The sequence below is a fragment of the Pseudomonas sp. 01L34 genome, from assembly GCF_056400265.1.
On the sequence record NZ_JBFTSX010000002.1, the window covers coordinates 753400 to 770872 of the forward strand.

The 17473-nt window shown below is 56.7% G+C and carries 15 protein-coding genes; 8 read left to right on the plus strand and 7 right to left on the minus strand.

Annotated features, from left to right (window positions below):
• Positions 1-17: 17 nt before the first annotated feature.
• The 3 genes from AC1DQM_RS08070 to AC1DQM_RS08080 form a co-directional block, all read right to left on the minus strand.
• Complete coding sequence (locus AC1DQM_RS08070; RefSeq protein WP_018928249.1) at positions 18-671, minus strand: peroxiredoxin; 654 nt, start codon at positions 669-671, stop codon at positions 18-20.
• A gap of 168 nt (positions 672-839) precedes the next feature.
• A complete protein-coding gene (locus tag AC1DQM_RS08075) occupies positions 840-2252 on the minus strand; it encodes a purine-cytosine permease family protein (RefSeq protein WP_086945331.1) in 1413 nt (470 codons plus the stop codon).
• 223 nt (positions 2253-2475) lie between these two features.
• Entirely contained in the window at positions 2476-3507 is a 1032-nt protein-coding gene (locus AC1DQM_RS08080; RefSeq protein ID WP_018928251.1) for a lysozyme inhibitor LprI family protein, read from the minus strand.
• 130 nt (positions 3508-3637) lie between these two features.
• On the opposite strand from AC1DQM_RS08080, the gene AC1DQM_RS08085 reads away from it, so the two are divergent.
• Positions 3638-3928 (plus strand): DUF3630 family protein, encoded by a 291-nt coding sequence (locus tag AC1DQM_RS08085; protein ID WP_019582000.1) that lies wholly within the window; start codon positions 3638-3640, stop codon positions 3926-3928.
• Positions 3929-4005: 77 nt separating this feature from the next.
• On the opposite strand, the gene AC1DQM_RS08090 is transcribed toward AC1DQM_RS08085, so the two are convergent.
• Positions 4006-4539 carry a cysteine hydrolase family protein gene (locus tag AC1DQM_RS08090; protein WP_018928252.1) on the minus strand — a complete coding sequence of 178 codons (534 nt, stop codon included), beginning with the start codon at positions 4537-4539 and terminating at the stop codon, positions 4006-4008.
• A gap of 150 nt (positions 4540-4689) precedes the next feature.
• Positions 4690-6417 (minus strand): gamma-glutamyltransferase, encoded by a 1728-nt coding sequence (gene ggt, locus AC1DQM_RS08095; protein ID WP_477745988.1) that lies wholly within the window; start codon positions 6415-6417, stop codon positions 4690-4692.
• A 153-nt stretch (positions 6418-6570) separates the two neighbouring features.
• Here ggt and AC1DQM_RS08100 point away from each other — a divergent pair, with 153 nt between their 5' ends.
• Positions 6571-7086: a methylated-DNA--[protein]-cysteine S-methyltransferase gene (locus tag AC1DQM_RS08100; RefSeq protein ID WP_477745989.1), complete on the plus strand. Its 516-nt coding sequence runs from the start codon at positions 6571-6573 to the stop codon at positions 7084-7086.
• 185 nt (positions 7087-7271) lie between these two features.
• Here the strand turns inward: AC1DQM_RS08100 and AC1DQM_RS08105 are convergent, their stop codons facing one another.
• Complete coding sequence (locus AC1DQM_RS08105) at positions 7272-8147, minus strand: LysR family transcriptional regulator (protein WP_019581995.1); 876 nt, start codon at positions 8145-8147, stop codon at positions 7272-7274.
• Between the two features lie 114 nt (positions 8148-8261).
• Here AC1DQM_RS08105 and AC1DQM_RS08110 point away from each other — a divergent pair, with 114 nt between their 5' ends.
• Positions 8262-9479, plus strand: coding sequence for a YbfB/YjiJ family MFS transporter (locus AC1DQM_RS08110; RefSeq protein ID WP_477745990.1), 1218 nt, complete (start codon positions 8262-8264; stop codon positions 9477-9479).
• Positions 9480-9500: 21 nt separating this feature from the next.
• Here AC1DQM_RS08110 and AC1DQM_RS08115 read toward each other — a convergent pair whose 3' ends face one another.
• Positions 9501-11312 carry an ABC transporter ATP-binding protein gene (locus tag AC1DQM_RS08115; protein ID WP_018928257.1) on the minus strand — a complete coding sequence of 604 codons (1812 nt, stop codon included), beginning with the start codon at positions 11310-11312 and terminating at the stop codon, positions 9501-9503.
• Positions 11313-11558: 246 nt separating this feature from the next.
• Here AC1DQM_RS08115 and AC1DQM_RS08120 point away from each other — a divergent pair, with 246 nt between their 5' ends.
• The 5 genes from AC1DQM_RS08120 (at position 11559) to AC1DQM_RS08140 (ending at position 16669) form a co-directional block, all read left to right on the plus strand.
• The gene (locus tag AC1DQM_RS08120; protein WP_018928258.1) at positions 11559-11972 is read left to right on the plus strand and encodes a VOC family protein; all 414 of its coding nucleotides are present in this window, start codon (positions 11559-11561) and stop codon (positions 11970-11972) included.
• A gap of 607 nt (positions 11973-12579) precedes the next feature.
• Positions 12580-13308 (plus strand): winged helix-turn-helix domain-containing protein, encoded by a 729-nt coding sequence (locus AC1DQM_RS08125; RefSeq protein WP_018928259.1) that lies wholly within the window; start codon positions 12580-12582, stop codon positions 13306-13308.
• Between the two features lie 12 nt (positions 13309-13320).
• Positions 13321-14076 (plus strand): EAL domain-containing protein, encoded by a 756-nt coding sequence (locus AC1DQM_RS08130; protein ID WP_477745991.1) that lies wholly within the window; start codon positions 13321-13323, stop codon positions 14074-14076.
• A 38-nt stretch (positions 14077-14114) separates the two neighbouring features.
• Positions 14115-14783, plus strand: coding sequence for a winged helix-turn-helix domain-containing protein (locus AC1DQM_RS08135; RefSeq protein ID WP_477745992.1), 669 nt, complete (start codon positions 14115-14117; stop codon positions 14781-14783).
• Positions 14784-15274: 491 nt separating this feature from the next.
• Entirely contained in the window at positions 15275-16669 is a 1395-nt protein-coding gene (locus tag AC1DQM_RS08140; RefSeq protein WP_086945325.1) for an undecaprenyl-phosphate glucose phosphotransferase, read from the plus strand.
• The last annotated feature ends 804 nt before the right edge of the window (positions 16670-17473 follow it).

Genomic DNA, 17473 nt, shown 5'->3' on the forward strand with positions numbered 1-17473 from the left:
GTCTCCGAACGGATGAGTTACTTCGGTTGCGCCACGGTGCGCAAATAAGGTTTCAGCGTCTTGAAGCCATCCGGGTATTTCTTCCTGGCATCCTCATCGGAGACCGAAGTGGGAATGATGACGTCCTCGCCCGGACGCCAGTTCACCGGCGTGGCAACGGTGTGCTTGGCATTCAGTTGCAGAGAGTCGAGCAGACGCAGCACTTCATCGAAGTTGCGCCCGGCACTCATCGGGTAGATCAGCATCGCCTTGACCTTTTTGTCCGGGCCGATAATGAACACCGAACGCACCGTGGCATTGTCCACGGCAGTCCGTGCGCCGCCACTGGCATTCGGATGAATCATGTCGTAGAGCTTCGCCACCACCAGGTTCTCGTCGCCGATCATGGGGTAGTTGACCGCATGCCCCTGGGTCTCTTCGATGTCTTTGGCCCAGGTCTTATGGTTACTGACAGGGTCGACACTGAGCCCGACGATTTTGGTGTTGCGCTTATCGAACTCCGGTTTTAGCCCTGCCATGTAGCCAAGCTCAGTGGTGCACACCGGAGTAAAGTCTTTGGGGTGCGAGAACAGAATCGCCCACTTGTCACCGATCCACTCATGGAAATGCAGCGGGCCCTCGGTGCTTTCAGCGGTAAAGTCCGGTGCTTCGTCGCCAATACGGATTGCCATGTTCGTTCTCCTTACTGTTGAGTCGTAGGGAAGTCGCCGGAGCGCTGGCTGCTGTTCCGGCGGCATTCGGTGTCTGTGTTGAACCGTCAACGCGGATCAGTATAGGAGACGCTCGAGGACCCGGTAGTTAGCCCCGCGCCCGCCCTGCCCCCTTTGATGACCGGGCATTCAAGCCTGCGAACTGCGCTCGACCGACACCGCAAGCGCAGATGTCCTGGCCAGCCAGTAATAGAGCATGCCCGGCACCACCAGCCCGACGATCCAGGAAATATCGACACCACCGAGCTGCGCGACCATTGGTCCGGAGTAGAAGTGAGTGTCGACAAAAGGCAGCTGGACCAACACACCGAGCACATACACGCTGATCCCCAACACATTCCAACGGCCATAACGCCCCGCCGGGTCGGACAACGCCGGGATGTCATAGCGCTCCTTGTTGATGAAGTAGTAATCCACCAGGTTGATCGCGCTCCACGGCGTGAAAAACGTCAGCAGGAAGAGGATGAAGTACTTGAACGTGCTCAGGAACGAGTACTGCCCCAGCAGCGCCAGCGTGGTGGACGCGCCGACAATCACCAGCACAAACAGCATGCGTTTACCGGCGGATATTTCGAAGCCACGACGAAAGCCACTGATGATGGTGGCTACGCACATGAAGCTGCCATAAGCGTTGAGGGTCGACACCGTGACCTTGCCGAACACCACGCTCAAGTACAGCAGGGAGGCCATCACCCCGGTACTGCCCAACCCGACGATGGTGGCGACTTCATGCCCACGAAAATTCGCGCCCGCCAACGCAGCGGCGAACACCCCCAGCACCATGGAAGCCTGGGCCCCCACCACCGTCCCCAGGCCGACGGCGGTGAACGTCTTCCAGGATGAGGTCTTGCTCGGCAGGTAGCGTGAGTAGTCGGCCACATAAGGGCCGAACGCGATCTGCCAGGATGCGGAAAGAGACACCGCCAGCAAGAAAGTACTCCAGCCGAAATGGCGGTTTTCCAGCAACAGACCGATATCGTTGAGCGTCATCAACCGGGTAAACAGATAGACGAAGGCGATGATGCCCAGCACGCTCGCCACCCTGCCCACCAGGTGGATGACCCGATAACCGAAGAGGGTCAAAAACGCGATGCAGGAGGCGAAAATCAGGATGCCGGCGCTGTCACTGACATGGACCAATTGAGCAATTGCCTGCCCCGACAGTACCGCGCCGGTGGCGCTGAAGCCGAGGTACATCAGACACACCAGCACAATCGGAATCGCCGCCCCATAGACCCCGAACTGCACGCGACTGGAGATCATCTGTGGCAGCCCGAGCTTGGGTCCTTGAGCAGCGTGCAGCGCCACCACCGCGCCGCCGAGCAACTGGCCGACCAGCAAACCAATGAGTGACCAGAACACATCGCCACCCAGCACCACGGCCAGCGCGCCGGTCACAATCGCCGTGATCTGCAGATTGGCGCCGAGCCACAGGGTGAACTGGCTGTAGAGGCTGCCATGGCGCTCGGCCTCGGGGATGTAATCGATCGAGCGTGTCTCGATCAGGGGACTTCGCTGCTGGGTATCGCTGACCTTGGTCATTTTTGTGTTCTCTTCTTATTGAGGTAGACGCTAATGCCAGTGAGCCAAAGTGCAGAACCTGTGGGAGCGAGGCTTTCGTCGCTCAAATTTCTTAACTTACCGGCATTGGGGCGTGCTTTTATTTCTGTTGTTCCGTTACCGCCCACTTCTATCGAGCCAACAACCGAGTCTAGACATAACTACTCGTCAGCGTCGCATTAGCGCGGTCGCCAACGAGATTGCATTAAGGCATCAGATCCAACGGCATCACCTGCCCTTTCGTTCGCTCGTCATACCAATGCTGCAGCACATCGGGTAAGCGGCCTTTCCAATCCGACGCGTTGGTGTAGTAACGGGCTCGGGAATTGTTCTGCTCATCGAACACCAGCAGCACTAGCCAAAATCGAACGTCCGCTGTACGCATGAGGATGGCGGCGTTGGTATTGCCCAGCCCGCGTACCCACATTTCAGTCACTTCGGCGCCCGGCAGGTCATTCGACTCATCGCCGATCAGCCTGGAACTGCTGCTGTCCACCAGCGTCTGGTAATCGTCCTTGAGCAATTGCCGCAATGCATCGTCTTCTTGCTGTGTACGCGCCAACCCCAGACTCAGCAAATCGTTGTCCAGAGCCAAGGGCTGTTCCGACGCGACATAGCGCCCGGCATAGAACACGCCCATGCCCGCACCGCAATCGGCATCGGCGCCGTCCTGGGTGACATCAAGCACGCCGTTGATGGCTTGGAAGGTCAACGCGCATGCACCTTCGACGTAATGCGCCTGAGTGCCATCCAGTTTGGCGACGCCATCCAGGTCGCCAGAGTTGGCGCCGCTCGCGGCAGAAACTTCGAAGACGAGATGAGTCGAATCCCGACGCTTTGTCTTCAACTCAGCTCCCGTCGAAACGCCCCAGGGAATGCGCTGCCAAGTCGCGTCCCAGGTAAACGGAATGGCCGCGTGTTCGAGTTCAGTGATGCGCATCAAGTACTGTTGGCGCAGGCAATCGATTTGGTCTGCGCAGCGGTTACGTTGTTTCAACCACTGACGCTGGTCTGCTTTTAACGCTTTAGGGGCGGTGACTTTTTCCAGCGTCGAGCGCCAGACCGCTCCCAGTTTTTGATCCAGCTTCGACGTGTAAGCGTCGGCGCAAATGGCTTTTTCACTGGAGCTGGCGGCGCTGGTGCAATCGAAGCTACTGGCATGGGCTGCGGCAGAGAATGCGAGAAACCCCAGCAGTAAAGCGCGGCGAGCGTTAGAGCAGAACAAGGTCGGGGGCATGGGCAGATTCCATTCTTTGAGCGCGCCAGTATGCCGAGACAAACGTGAAAAGGCGCTTGTTTTGGTATGGCTCGCTCGCCACAAATCCAGCAGGAAGCGTAAAGTCATGCTCATTCTCAAGGAGCAAAACATGACTGATCCGTCGCCCCCGCCACCACGGGAAATTTATCTCTCGCAGACATCCGACCGGGATCTGTTCAATCGCATCGCCAGTGAATTGGCACGAGGGCTGGGCGGGACCTGGACGGCACAGATCAATGGGTTGGACCAGCGTTATTGGGACCTGGCCGTCGAAGGGCAGACGATTACGCTGCATCTGGAACACTACCTGGGGATCATGCTGCTGGTGGAGGACGCGGATCCGGACTGGATTGCGTCGGAGCGTTTTCAGGCGGTGGTGCGGCGGCTACAGACGGATTGAACAAAAAACGGGCGCCATGATCGGCGCCCGTTTTATTTGAAGCGAGAGAGAAATACATCCAGGAACCACCGATGCTTTCAGATATTGATTTCGCTGGCCGGCACGACATCGATCCGCGCCACGGAACCGGTCAGGTGCGCCAGATCCTTGTTGTGTTCGGTGATGATGTCTTCGGCGCTCATCGTGCCATTGTCGATCGTGGAATGAGCATCGGACGCCAGCACCACGTCGTAGCCTCGCGATAATGCCTCACGGACCGTGGCGTTGACGCAGTAGTCGGTTTGCAGGCCGCAGATAATCAGGCGTTCGACGTCCAGCTCTTGCAGATGTTCATGCAGGTGGGTCTGGTAGAACGAATCCGGGGTGGTTTTGCGCACGCGCAGGTCTTGGGGTGACGTCTTCAGGCCGTCTGCCAGTTGCCAGCCTTCGGCGCCGTATTGCAGCAGGTCGCCCTCTTCTTCGTGCTGGATCAGGATGACCGGAATATTGGCGACTCGGGCTTTGGTGCTGAGGCCGTTGATGGTGTCGATGACGCGCTGGATGTCGAAGCATTCATACTCGCCGGTGCACAGCGCGCGTTGGACATCGATGATCAGGAGTGCGGTGCTCATGGCTTCCTTCCTTAGACAGGTCGCTGGAACGATGGATTTCAACTCCCTTCTAGCCTGTAGCAACTTGCGAGGCTAAGTTTTGCGAGGATACGTTCAAGGGTCGGGGATCGAGGCCACCCAGGGAGTCGGGGTGGCCGATGATCGCCTGTTTCAGTAACCGAGCGACAGCCCGGTATTGCGCCGTGGATCGTTCGCCCCATAGAAGCGGTTCTTGCCCACGGGTTTGCCTTCCAGCGAAGGCGCACCTACCAGAATAGCTGCAATATGGTTGGGGTCCTGCGGGCCGGCAAACTTGTGGCCCCAACTTTCGAGCATCTTCTTGGTGTCCGGGCTGGTGGCGAAGTTCTCCAGGTTGGTTTCTTCCGGCAACCACTGCTGGTGGAAACGCGGCGCATCCACCGCTTCCTGGATGTTCATGCCGTAGTCGATCACGTTGAGCATGGTCAGCAGGGTCGCGGTGATGATGCGGCTGCCACCGGGAGTGCCGACGACCATGACGACTTTGCCATCTTTGGTGACGATGGTCGGGCTCATGGACGACAGCGGTGCCTTGCCGGGGGCGATGGCGTTGGCCTCCCCTTGTACAAGGCCGTACATGTTCGGCACGCCGATTTTCGAGGTGAAGTCGTCCATTTCATCATTGAGGATGACCCCGGTTTTGCTCGCCATCACGCCGGCGCCGAACCAGTCGTTGAGGGTGTAGGTCACCGATACCGCGTTGCCCCATTTGTCGACGATCGAGTAATGGGTGGTGTTACTGCCTTCGTGGGGCGCTACGCCAGGTTTGAGCTCGCGGGACACGCCGGCCTTTTGCGGATCGATGGCGGCGCGGATTTTGGTCGCGTAGTTTTTATCCAGCAAATGGGCGATCGGGTTTTTCACGAAGTCCGGGTCGCCGAGGTAGCTGTTGCGGTCCACATACGCGTGGCGCATCGCTTCGATCTGGTAGTGCATGGCCTGGGCCGAGCGGTAGCCGAGGTCTTTCATCGGGTAGCCGTCGAGGATGTTCATGATCTCGCAGATCACCACACCGCCGGAGCTTGGCGGCGGCGCCGAGACCACGTGGTAGCCGCGGTAGTCGCACTCGATGGGTGCCAGTTCGCGGGTCTGGTATTTATCGAGGTCGGCCTGGGTGATGATGCCCTTGTTGGCCTGGCTGGAGGTGACGATGGCGTCGGCCACCCAGCCTTTATAGAAACCGTCGGCGCCCTTCTCGGAAATTTCCCGCAGGGTTTTGCTCAAGTCTTTTTGCACGAGTTTCTGCCCGACCTGCATCGGCTCGCCATTGCTCAGGAAGATCGAGCCCGAGTCGCGCATGTCTTTCTTGAAGACGTCTGTGGCGTACTCCAGCAAATCGACATCGCCCTGCTCCAGCACAAAACCGTCTTCGGCAAGCTTGATCGCAGGGGCGATCACTTCCTTGCGGGGTTTGGTGCCGAATTTCTTCAGCGCCAGCTCCATGCCAGACACAGTGCCCGGCACGCCGACGGCCAAGTGGCCGCGGGTGCTGAGATCAGGGATGACGTTGCCCTGTTTGTCGAGGTACATGTCGGCCGTGGCGGCCAGGGGCGCTTTTTCACGGAAGTCGAGGAAGGTCTTGCGCCCGTCCGCCAATTGAATCGTCATGAAGCCGCCGCCGCCCAGGTTGCCTGCAGCGGGGTACACCACCGCCAGCGCATAACCCACCGCAACTGCTGCATCGACGGCGTTGCCGCCATTCTTGAGGACATCGACGCCGACGTGGCTGGCCAGATGCTGGGCGGTGACGACCATGCCATTTTCGGCAGCGACCGGGGCAACGGAGGCCGCGTGAGCCGTCAGGCAGCTCAACGCCAATGAGGTCGCCATGAGCGATTTGGCAAAAGGTTCAAACTTCATGGGTCGGTCTCTTTTTTGTTTTTAGGCTCTGTGCAGAAGACAGAGGGAACGGTTCAAAAGCAGTAGGCAAGTATGGCTGCTATTGCGTATTGCGCCTCCCCGGCGAGGCAGTATGCTGGGCCCCTGTTCAGCACGTGTGCGGAGTCCGCCGGCATGACCTACACCTTCACCACCCTGGCGTCGCCGGTCGGCGAGTTGAAGCTGGTCGCGAAAGGCACGCGTCTGGCGGCCATCCTCTGGGAAAACGACAAACCCGGCCGGGTAAGACTGGGGCCGATGAGTGAAGCGGCGGACAACCCGATCCTGATACGCGCCGCACAGCAGTTGCGGGAATACTTTGCCGGCACGCGTAATCAGTTCGAGCTGGAACTGGACTTTGCCGGGACGGACTTTCAGAAGCAGGTGTGGCAGGCATTGCTGACGATTCCGTTTGGCGAGACGCGCAGCTACAGCGAGATAGCCCGGCAGATCGGCAATCCCAGCGCGGTTCGGGCAGTGGGCGCGGCCAACGGCAAAAATCCGATATCGATTGTCGCACCGTGTCATCGGGTGATTGGGGCGTCGGGGAAATTGACGGGGTTTGCCGGGGGGCTTGAGGCGAAAGAACGGTTGCTGACGCTGGAAGGCTGTGAATGGTCGGGGGCCGGCAGGATAGGTGATTTGTTTTGACTGAATGGGCTCTCTTGTGGCGAGGGGGCTTGCCCCCGTTGGGCTGCGAAGCGGCCCTAAACCCGATCACCACGGTAAATCAGGCATACCGCATTCACAGGCTTGGCGACTGCTGCGCAGCCGAACGGGGGCAAGCCCCCTCGCCACAATAATCCGCGCGGCCCGACCGACACGAGCAGCCTGACTTATTCATTCTCCAGTGCAAACGCCTCGACAATCTGCTCAATCACCGCCCGCACCCGCGCGGTGTGGCGCAGGTCCGCATGGGTCACCAGCCATACTTCATACGGCAGCGGGCGCGTGCGTTCCGGCCAGAGCCTGACCAGCCCATCGCGCTCGCCCATGTACACCGGGATCTCCCCCACCCCGAGACCTGCGGCAATCGAGCGACGCACCAGCAGGCTGGAACTCAGGCTGGCGACAATCCGCCCACGGCTCAGGGGTTCCGAGACCAGGGTCATGTTCTTGTTGCCCTGCAAGTACGGCTGATACACCACCAGATCATGCCCCTCGAAGGCCGAGCCCGGTTGCGGCATGCCGTTGGCCTCGACATAACTTCGCGAGGCGAACAGCCCCACCGGCCAGCGCGCGATGCGCCGGGCGATCAGGTCGGGGTTGTCCGGCCGGGTGTTGCGCACGGCGATGTCGGCTTCACGCTTGGCCAGGCTGAGGATTTGCGTGGAGGCGTCCAACTGCACCCGCACGTCGGGGTGCACCGCATGCAAACGAGCGATGGCCGGGATCAGAAAATCGATGGCCAGAGAATCGGTAGTGCTGACGCGCACATTGCCGATCAATCGTTCGTCGAGGCCCTGAATCTGTCGCTCCAACTCAAATGCCGAGTGTTCCATCTTCTCCACGGATTGCAACGCCGCTTCGCCGACCGCTGTCAGCGCATAGCCCTCGGAGGTGCGCAGAAACAAAGTCGCATTCAACGATTTTTCCAGCGCGGCGATTCGCCGGCCGACGGTTGCCTGATCGACCTTCAGCACCCGCGCTGCACCGCGTAATGTCGATTCGCGACAAACCGCCAAAAACACTCGCGCATCATCCCAATTCATGGCGTTTCCCGTAGTGATGCATATACGCATCATCGTAGCGCGAAATCGCAGCAATATTGCATCAGCTTTCCTCGATATGCTGGAGGCCAAGCACAAATTCACAGGACCGCTCCCATGCACAGCACCTCCCTCGACACTGGGCGCAGCGCGATCTGGCTGCCGATCTTCGCCGGCCTCTGCGCCAGCCTGGTCAGTATTGGTCTGGCGCGTTTTGCCTACACGCCGTTGATACCATCGTTGATTCAGGCCCAGTGGTTTTCCGCCAGCGACGTGGTGTACCTCGGCGCCGCCAATCTGGTGGGCTACTTGATCGGCGCACTGATCGGCCATCCGCTGGCCCGTCGCACATCCAACAAAGCCGCTTTGCGGATGATGATGCTGGCGGTGACACTGGCCTTTTTTGCCTGTGCCTTTCCGTTATCGGTGAGTTGGTTCTTCGGTTGGCGATTGCTGTCGGGGATTGCCGGTGGCGCGATCATGGTGCTGGTGGCGGCGACCGTGTTGCCCCATGTGCCCGCCTCGCGCCGGGGCCTGGCCAGCGGTGCGATTTTCCTGGGCATCGGCTTGGGCATCGCCGGCTCAGGCACCCTCGTTCCGCCGCTGCTGAGCCTTGGCTTACAGAACACTTGGCTTGGGCTCGGCGCCTTGGCCTTGATTCTGACTGCCGCCAGCTGGTTTGGCTGGCCGTCATCCGTTGCCAATGAAACGGCTGCACCACACGCTCAGCACACCAAATCGCCGTTTGATCCCAACCTTTATCTGCTGTTTGCACAGTACGCGTTCATGGCTGCCGGGCTGGTGCCAGCCATGGTGTTTCTGGTGGATTACGTGGCACGCGGCCTCGGTGCCGGGCCCCACGTCGGTGCACTGATCTGGGTGATGTACGGCCTCGGCGCGATAGTCGGGCCGGTGAGTTATGGCTTTCTGGCCGATCAACTGGGGGCGAAGCTGAGCATCCGCGTGGTCCTGGTGGTGCAGGCGATTGCCGTCGGCTTGCTGGCGATATCGAGTTCGTTCACCGCCCTGGCCCTGCTGGCAGTCATCCTCGGTTCGTTCCCGCCGGGCATCGTGCCGCTGGCGCTGGCCCGGGTGCATGAGCTGGTGCCACAACACCATCAGCAGCAAGTGGCCTGGAGCCGCGCCACGGTTTCATTTGCAACCTTTCAGGCCATCGCCGGGTTTGCCTACTCGGCGCTGTTCAACGCCAGCGGCGGTCATCACGGGTTACTGTTCGTCATCGCGGCCGGGGCCATCGTCGTCGCGCTCTTGCTGGAACAGGCCTTGCGCTTGCTGAACCTGCGCGACCGGATGATGCCGGTGGGTTGTTCATGATCGCGCAACCCAAGTTTGCGGCTATCGATAACCACGCGCCTGCACGTTGAACAACTGCGCATAGCGCCCACCCGCCGCGACGAGGCTGTCGTGATCGCCTCGCTCAAGGATCGACCCCTGGTCCAGCACGATGATGTGGTCGGCATTGCGCACGCTGGAGAAGCGGTGAGAAATCAGCAACGTCATGCGCCCTTCGGTGTGTTGGCTGAAATGCTCGAACACCGCAGCCTCCGCCGCCGGATCCAGGGCCGAGGTCGGTTCGTCCAGGATCAGGATATCGGCGTCGCGGCGCATGTAGGCGCGAGACAAGGCGATCTTCTGCCATTGCCCACCGGACAGTTCCTGCCCACCGGCAAACCACCGTCCCAATTGCGTGGCGTAACCACGATCCAGACGCTCGATGAAAGGCGCGGCCATGCCTTCGGCGGCCGCTTGCTGCCAACGGGTTTCATCGTTGAACGCCAGGGTGTCGCCCACACCAATGTTCTCGCCGACGGAGAACTGGTAGCGAATGTAGTCCTGGAAAATCACGCCGATGCGCCGTCTCAGCGCCTCTTCTTCCCAGGCCTGCAAATCACTGCCGTCCAACAAAATGCGGCCCTGATCAGGGCGATACAACCGCGTCAGCAACTTGATCAGCGTGGTTTTACCCGAGCCGTTTTCCCCCACCAGCGCGACACTGTGTCCGGGCAACAGATGCAGATCGATGCCCTGCAAAGCAGCGCGGCTCGCCCCCGGATAACGGAAACCGACACTCTCGAAACGCAACCCATCGCCGGGCACCGCACCCACTGTAAGGCTTCCGGCATCGGCCACCACCGGTTCGGCCAGATACTCATAGAGGCTCGACAGGTAAAGACCATCCTCATAGAGACCGCTGATCGCGCTCAAGCTGCTGCTCACCGCCGTCTGCCCCTGCTTGAACAGCACCAGGTACATGGTCATTTGCCCGAGGCTGATGCTGCCGTGAACGGTATCGACCACGACCCACGCATAGGCCAGATAAAACGCCGCGGTGCCCAGCAGTCCCAGCACAAACCCCCAGCCATCGCGACGCAACGTCAGGCGCCGGTCTTCGGCGTAGAGACGAGCAAACGTGTCCCGATAACGCTGCAACAACAGCGGCGCGAAGCCAAACAGCTTCACCTCTTTGATGTAGCCCTCATGGGAGAGCAGTGTCTCGATGTAGTTCTGCTGCCGACTCTCCGGCGCCCGGCGCGTGAACAGCCGAAAGGCATCCCCGGAAAAGTGCGCTTCGGCAAAGAACACCGGCAATGCCCCGACCACCAGCAGTACCAGCGCCCAGGGCGAAAAATGCACCAGCAACACGCCAAAGCTGATCAACACGATCAGGTTCTGGATCAGCCCCAGCGACTTCATCACCAGCGCCAATGGCCGGGTCGATGCCTCGCGCCGCACCCGAACCAGCTTGTCGTAGAACTCGGAGTTCTCGAACTGCACCAACGATAACGTCTGGGCCTTCTCCAGAATCATCGTGTTGACCTTCTGCCCCAACTGCACCCGCAACAGCGACTGCTGCACCGACAGCGCACGCTGCGTCCCGGACAGCAACGCAAGCACGCCCGCTTCAAACAGCACATAACGCACGACCGGCCACAACGGTGCGCTGCCCTGTTGCGCGTGCAACTGCATCGCGGTAACTACCGCGTCGACAATCCGCTGCCCCAACCAGGCTGCCAGTGCTGGCAGCACACCAGCGATCAGCGTCGCCAGCACCAACCCCAGAAACAGCCCGCGGGACGTACCCCAGACCAGCAACAAGGCACGCCTCGCCTGGTCGAGCAAAGAGGCGAAACGGGTAAGGACAGGCATGGGCGATGGACTCGGTGGCGGATGTAAAGGGGCGCTGCAGGCCATACTGTATGGGGAATGAGCGACGCCCGCTTTACGTGGATATGAGGCGATAAGCCTCGCCTCGCCCATAGGAAAAACATCTAAAAAAGTATCGTCGCTCACCACGTTTTAGCGCTTTGCTATGAGGAGTCAATGCCTATCGGGATTGGAAGACGAACCTGAACGTCCAACCGATGTGCCCCACTCCATCACCGGGAGCAGAACATGAAAATCACCCCCTACCTGATCTTCAACGGCGACTGCCAGGATGCCTTCAACTTCTACGCCAAAAGCCTGCCTGGCCAGATCGAAGTCATGATGACCTTCGGCGAAACTCCGGCTCGCGACCATGTGCCAGCGGACTGCCACAACCTGATCATTCATACGCGCCTGTTGGTCGGGGATCAGTCGATCATGGGGTCGGATACCACACCCGATCGCCCCAGCGCCGGCATGAGCGGTTGTTCGGTGTCATTGAATGTCGACCGTGTGGTTGAGGCAGAGCGAGTGTTTGCGGCATTGGCGCAAGGCGGGAGTATTCAAATGCCATTGGAGACGACGTTCTGGGCGGCACGCTTCGGGATGCTGGTCGATCGGTTTGGCGTGTCATGGATGATTAATTGCGAAAAAGACCAATGACCGGCTCTCCCCTTAGACTAATACTTAAGTATAATGGCCATCTGATATCATTCTTAGCTTTTTGTATTCAGTAACTAGGTAGAATAACTACACTGCTCACAAATTCAGCTCTTGACATAAAATATTACAAATATAATGCAAAAGGAGTAAATTAATATACCCCCGCTCTCATTTGCCCTAAAAAGAGGCGACAGTTGAACTGGCGCCTTTCGAGCGCGCACCAAAACTGCCATAGAAGACCGTGGAATATCCTTATAAATCAACTCCAGAAATCAAAAATGCGGACTTCCGCACAGTTTATACGCAAGACTTCTCTGTGATGCCTCGTTCTGTAGCCCGATCCGCGGATCAGCCACGCTTCAGTGTTGATCATAGAAAAGTCAACCTAGAGGGCCTAGTCCGACGCAAAGGCGCTCACCAACTAAATCGGATATCAAAAAATCAAATTGGCTAAAGCCTCCACAGTTGGCTATGTCATTGATTCAACTGAAACTACTGGCAATGGAATGGCACCTGCTGACAAGCTCAAAATGTTATAAAAAGTCAGATAATTTCAGTATTATGTGTATTAAGATTGCAGCGCCAGCACATATGAGTAATTTGCACGATGAGTACTGAGAGCAAAATCGAAAATAGCCAGAGGGGTATTCTCGCTATTGGGCGCACTTGGCGCTCGGCAGAGAAACTTCGACAGTTATTTGCACCCAATCTCACGCATATATATACATTAGATTACACAAACCCATTAAATCCAGATAGCGAAGCTCAAGCCCACGATGCCGTACTAATCGACATTGAAAGTCCTTCCATTCTTAATGACTGCCTGGCGCTCATCAAGAAATTACGTACGAGCCCAACAGAACTGTCCATTATCGTTGCAATCAATTTTCGCGCTCCGCAAACCAAAATTGAATGTTACCTGGCCGGTGCAGATCATTGTATCAATGTACCTAACGACCAGGATGAAAAAGCCAGGTTAATTTCAGAGTTGCTCGAAACACCTGAATGGCAGCCTGCCATTAAGTTGACCTTGGACCAAACATGCCTGCACTTATACAACGATGAGCTCAAACTGGATCTGGCTTATCAGGAAATGAAAGCCCTGGATGCGCTTATCAATGCAGAAGGTAATATCCTGCACCATGACTCCATGGCCGAATCCATGGGTTTGAATATCAAACTCTATGACTCGCGTGTTCTGGAGAAATCCATAAGCCGCCTTCGAAACAAAATCAAAAAGCACTTCGGCATTAACATCATTCATAGTGTTCGCGGTTATGGCTATCGATTGCTTCGAGGGGTCGTCTCAGTAAAGCAAGCAAACTTTCATTCTTAAAGGGACTAAACAATGGAGTCCAGCAGGCAATATACCGTGCAAGATAACTTCGCATTGGTTTTCTTCAGGCAATCAATCCTCAAGCGAAACGATGAATTGTTCGGCAGTGAGATTTATGCCAAGGCGACCAAACAACAGACACCTCTGAACAAGGGGTATCAGCCATTGCATCCCGATCACCCACTGGCGATTTATCGTGAAGTACTGATGCGGATCCAATTAAATGCCCTTTCACAGATCGAGGCCACGTCGTCCCCATCCGTACAGACACCCAATAAATTATTCGTGACCATGAACCAATCCGCGTTATTGGATAAAGCGTTCATCCGAGAACTGAACGACGCTCAAACGACACTCAAGAAGCATGAACAACAGCTAATCCCCAGCATTAATGGCAGTTCGCTCCTTTCGTTCAACCTCAAAGAAAAAAGAACCATTATCAATCACATTCATTTATTGAAGGACAACGGGATCGAGATCGCTTTCGATGGCTATGACTTAAGCGATGACAGCGCTGAAAAACTGATCAGCCCGAAGCTGTTCGATTACATAAAAGTGGACCTGACCCGATCCAATTTCGACATCATGGTCGATAACAGTCAGGACTTTTTCAACAGGTCTTACGACTGCCTGAGCAGCATGATCCATGACAGCAAGATCAGGTTCATTGCGGACCGGGTCGACCACAAAGCACTGCACACACTGGCCCGCAGCATGCCTTTCGATTTTTTCCAGGGGAGGTACTACTCGCCGACCGAGGTTATTTAAGCTTAAAAAATTTCACCAAGCTAGGAAGGAGCCTTATTGTGAATACATCAAACAACAGCTTTCTAATTTTCACCCGAGATCAACTGGCACGACAAGCTATAGAATCGCTTCTCGCACAACGCCTGCATCTATCTTTTGAAATCGAATCTGGCAAACTCAGCAGCGAACGCATCCGAAAGAGTCGATTCACGCACATCCTGCTCGACCAGGCCGATATCTCGCTGAGCGATGTCAGCTTTATCCGCAAAAATCAAAAAGATGCGGAAATCATACTCATAACTCCCAACTCGGAGCATTCAGAACTTCATCACTTCTCGCACTTCGGGGTTGATGGATTTCTCAAGAAACCGGTGGCAGACGAAGAGTTCATCTCTGCAGTCAGCCGGGTTAAAGAGTCGCAGGGTAACCCCGACATCTGGTGGTTTAATGCCGACGACAGAACATTAATCAAGGAAGATATAACCATCCCATTGACCGGCACCGAATCGTTAATGCTCACCCAACTGGTCATCAGTGATCGACGGGTACTCAGCAAGAACGATCTTATTCTACGCATCGATAAAGACCCGGAGAATTACAGCGGCCTTGAAATGTGCTTGAGCCGACTGCAGAAAAAATTCAAGACTGCCGCCAACGGGGAACGCCTGATTCGCTCGGTCAGAAACCGTGGTTATTGCCTGGCACAAAGGATCAGAATCGCATACTGATTGAAATCGCAAAAACAATAACAATAAATGCGATTTCCCGCTCAACCCGATACCGCTTGACTGCCTAACCACCTCACCTCGTACTTCCCGCCGCCTGTCCCTCGCACATATTTCTCTCCATAGTTCCTGCCGGATCCCTCCCCATGGCGGGCAAGCGCTTATCGGAATGCTGCAATTTTATAGACGATTTAGTGATGCCCTCCTAATAAAAGAGCACGACCTTTTATAACATGAGCCCTGGAAGTGGTGTCCGTTATAATTCGTCAGACACCCACAAAGATTAAGGTACTAGTATAAAAACCGGACACTGAGACAACCGTATCAGCTGACTTGAAAACAACATTCGGATGGCCAGCCATAGCCCGCGTTATTCCCTTCCAATAATAAAAATAATCTCTGACCGAACTGCGCTCGCTCAGCCTTTGCGCGCGGCTGCCATTTATTAACCGTCGACTGATACACAACGTGGCGCACGCCCGAGGGACACCGCGATGGTACATAATCGTATTAATCGAAACAGCATATCCAAAGGACTGACCTTCTGGGGGCAATGGATAATTGCCATCACTTCGGTCAATGCGTTGTTATTTGCTCTGGCGTTGTACCAGACAGGAGAAATCGAAGCTCATTATCGTGTGCTTGCCGTGCTGACTTTCCTGGGCTCGGTCCCTTCTTACTCCCTGCTGCTGGTCTATCACAAGCAGCAGGGATACCTCTCGGGCCTGGGCCGACTGCTGCTGGGGTGGCTGCTGACACTGACCGGCCTGACCAGCATCGGCTTTCTCAGCAAGACCAGCGAATTGTTCTCCCGGGAAATCATCATGGTCTGGGCTGTGGCAGGTTATTGCGTGCAGGCCTTGCTGTACCTGCCTCTGCATAGTTTTTCCAGACACTACCACCGGCAATTGCACAGCCAAAATAACACCCTGATCATCGGCACCGACCAACTGGCGGTGAATCTGGCGGACAAACTGGCCAAAACCGAGTATCCGCCGCTGGTCGGCCTGATCAGCTCAAAACCCAACGAGCTGTCGACCAACGTCAATACCCACCGGATCGTGGGCCAGTTGCAGGAGCTGCGCGAGCTGATCCGGGTGCACGATGTCCGGCGGTTGTACATCGCGCTGCCCTTGAGCGAAGCCAAGCAGGTCGAAGCGCTGTACATCGACCTTCTCGACTCGAATGTGGATGTGGTCTGGGTTCCCGACCTGGGCAGCATGACGTTGCTCAATCATTCCGTCAGCGAGCTGGATGGCCTGCCCGCCATCCACCTCAATGAAAGCCCGCTGACCAGTTACCCGACAGCGGCACTCAGCAAGACCCTGCTGGACAGAGGTCTCGCCGCCCTGGCGCTGATCGCCTTCAGTCCACTGCTGCTGGTGATTGCCGTCGCAGTGAAGATCTCCTCCCCGGGGCCGATCATTTTCAAACAGGAACGGCACGGCTGGAACGGCAAGATCATCAAGGTCTGGAAGTTCCGCTCCATGCGCCTGCACGACGACCATCAAGTCCGCCAGGCCGGCCGTGAAGATCCACGCATTACCCCGGTTGGCCGTTTCATTCGACGCACGTCCATCGACGAACTGCCGCAGTTCTTCAACGTACTGCAAGGCCATATGGCGCTGGTCGGACCGCGGCCGCATGCGATTGCCCATAACGACTACTACACCGGCAAGATCCAGGCCTACATGGCCCGTCATCGAATCAAACCGGGCATCACCGGGCTGGCCCAGATCAGTGGCTGCCGTGGCGAAACCGAGACCCTCGACAAGATGCAAAAGCGCGTGGAGATCGACCTCAACTACATCAACAACTGGTCGTTGTGGCTCGACATCAAGATCCTGATCAAGACGCCCTTTACGCTGTTTTCCAAGGACATCTATTAATCGCTGCGATCCCCCCCCTTGTGATTAAAAAGACCGCAGTCCGGGCAGTCAGATCTCTGACTACCCGGAGCCCCTCCATCTCATCTCATTCGCACTCTTTTTTGTAACAGTTGCAAAAGGCTGCGTTCGGACGAAGCAGTCGTGAATGTGGCTAACGCGTTGTGCCTGACGAGCCGCAAGTTCTGGTTTGACGACTGCTGCGCAACATCGCATGTTCGATAGCCGCTACAAGTATTAGCCTGTATGAGGTGGCAAGAGAGGCCCTAGACTCCACATCGTATGCGGCGTAGTTCGCACGGCCGGTGATCTGGATCAAGCCCGGACTCGATACTTCCAGCCGTCACCGGGCTGACCGTTGTCGAGGTTCTTTCCCCCAGTCCCCGCTGTGAACGCAATTGGCGATTGCCGCTGATTTGCCACTTGCATCGAGGTACACCCCATAGGCCGTAGCATCTGCTTCGCTGATATGGTGGTACCCAAACGCCGACAACAATGCACTAACGCTGTAACTCAGGCTCTCGACTAGGTTACGCAAGTGGCCAGACTCACGACCGACCCGAGCCAGAAACTTAGCTTGGCCCACCCAACTGTCGATCTTTTAGTGGGCCACGGCCTGGTTCAGTGCAGGCAAAATAATGCCCGCGACTGGACGGGTCCTTGAAAGGATCTGCAGAATTTTCTATTCAATTAACGACATTGAAAACTCCTTGCAGTAAACGATTTAAGACCCATGAGCAACAAACCGGACAAAACCACTTATAACAATTGTTAAATTTTGTCGGCACAAATATCGACACAACCCAT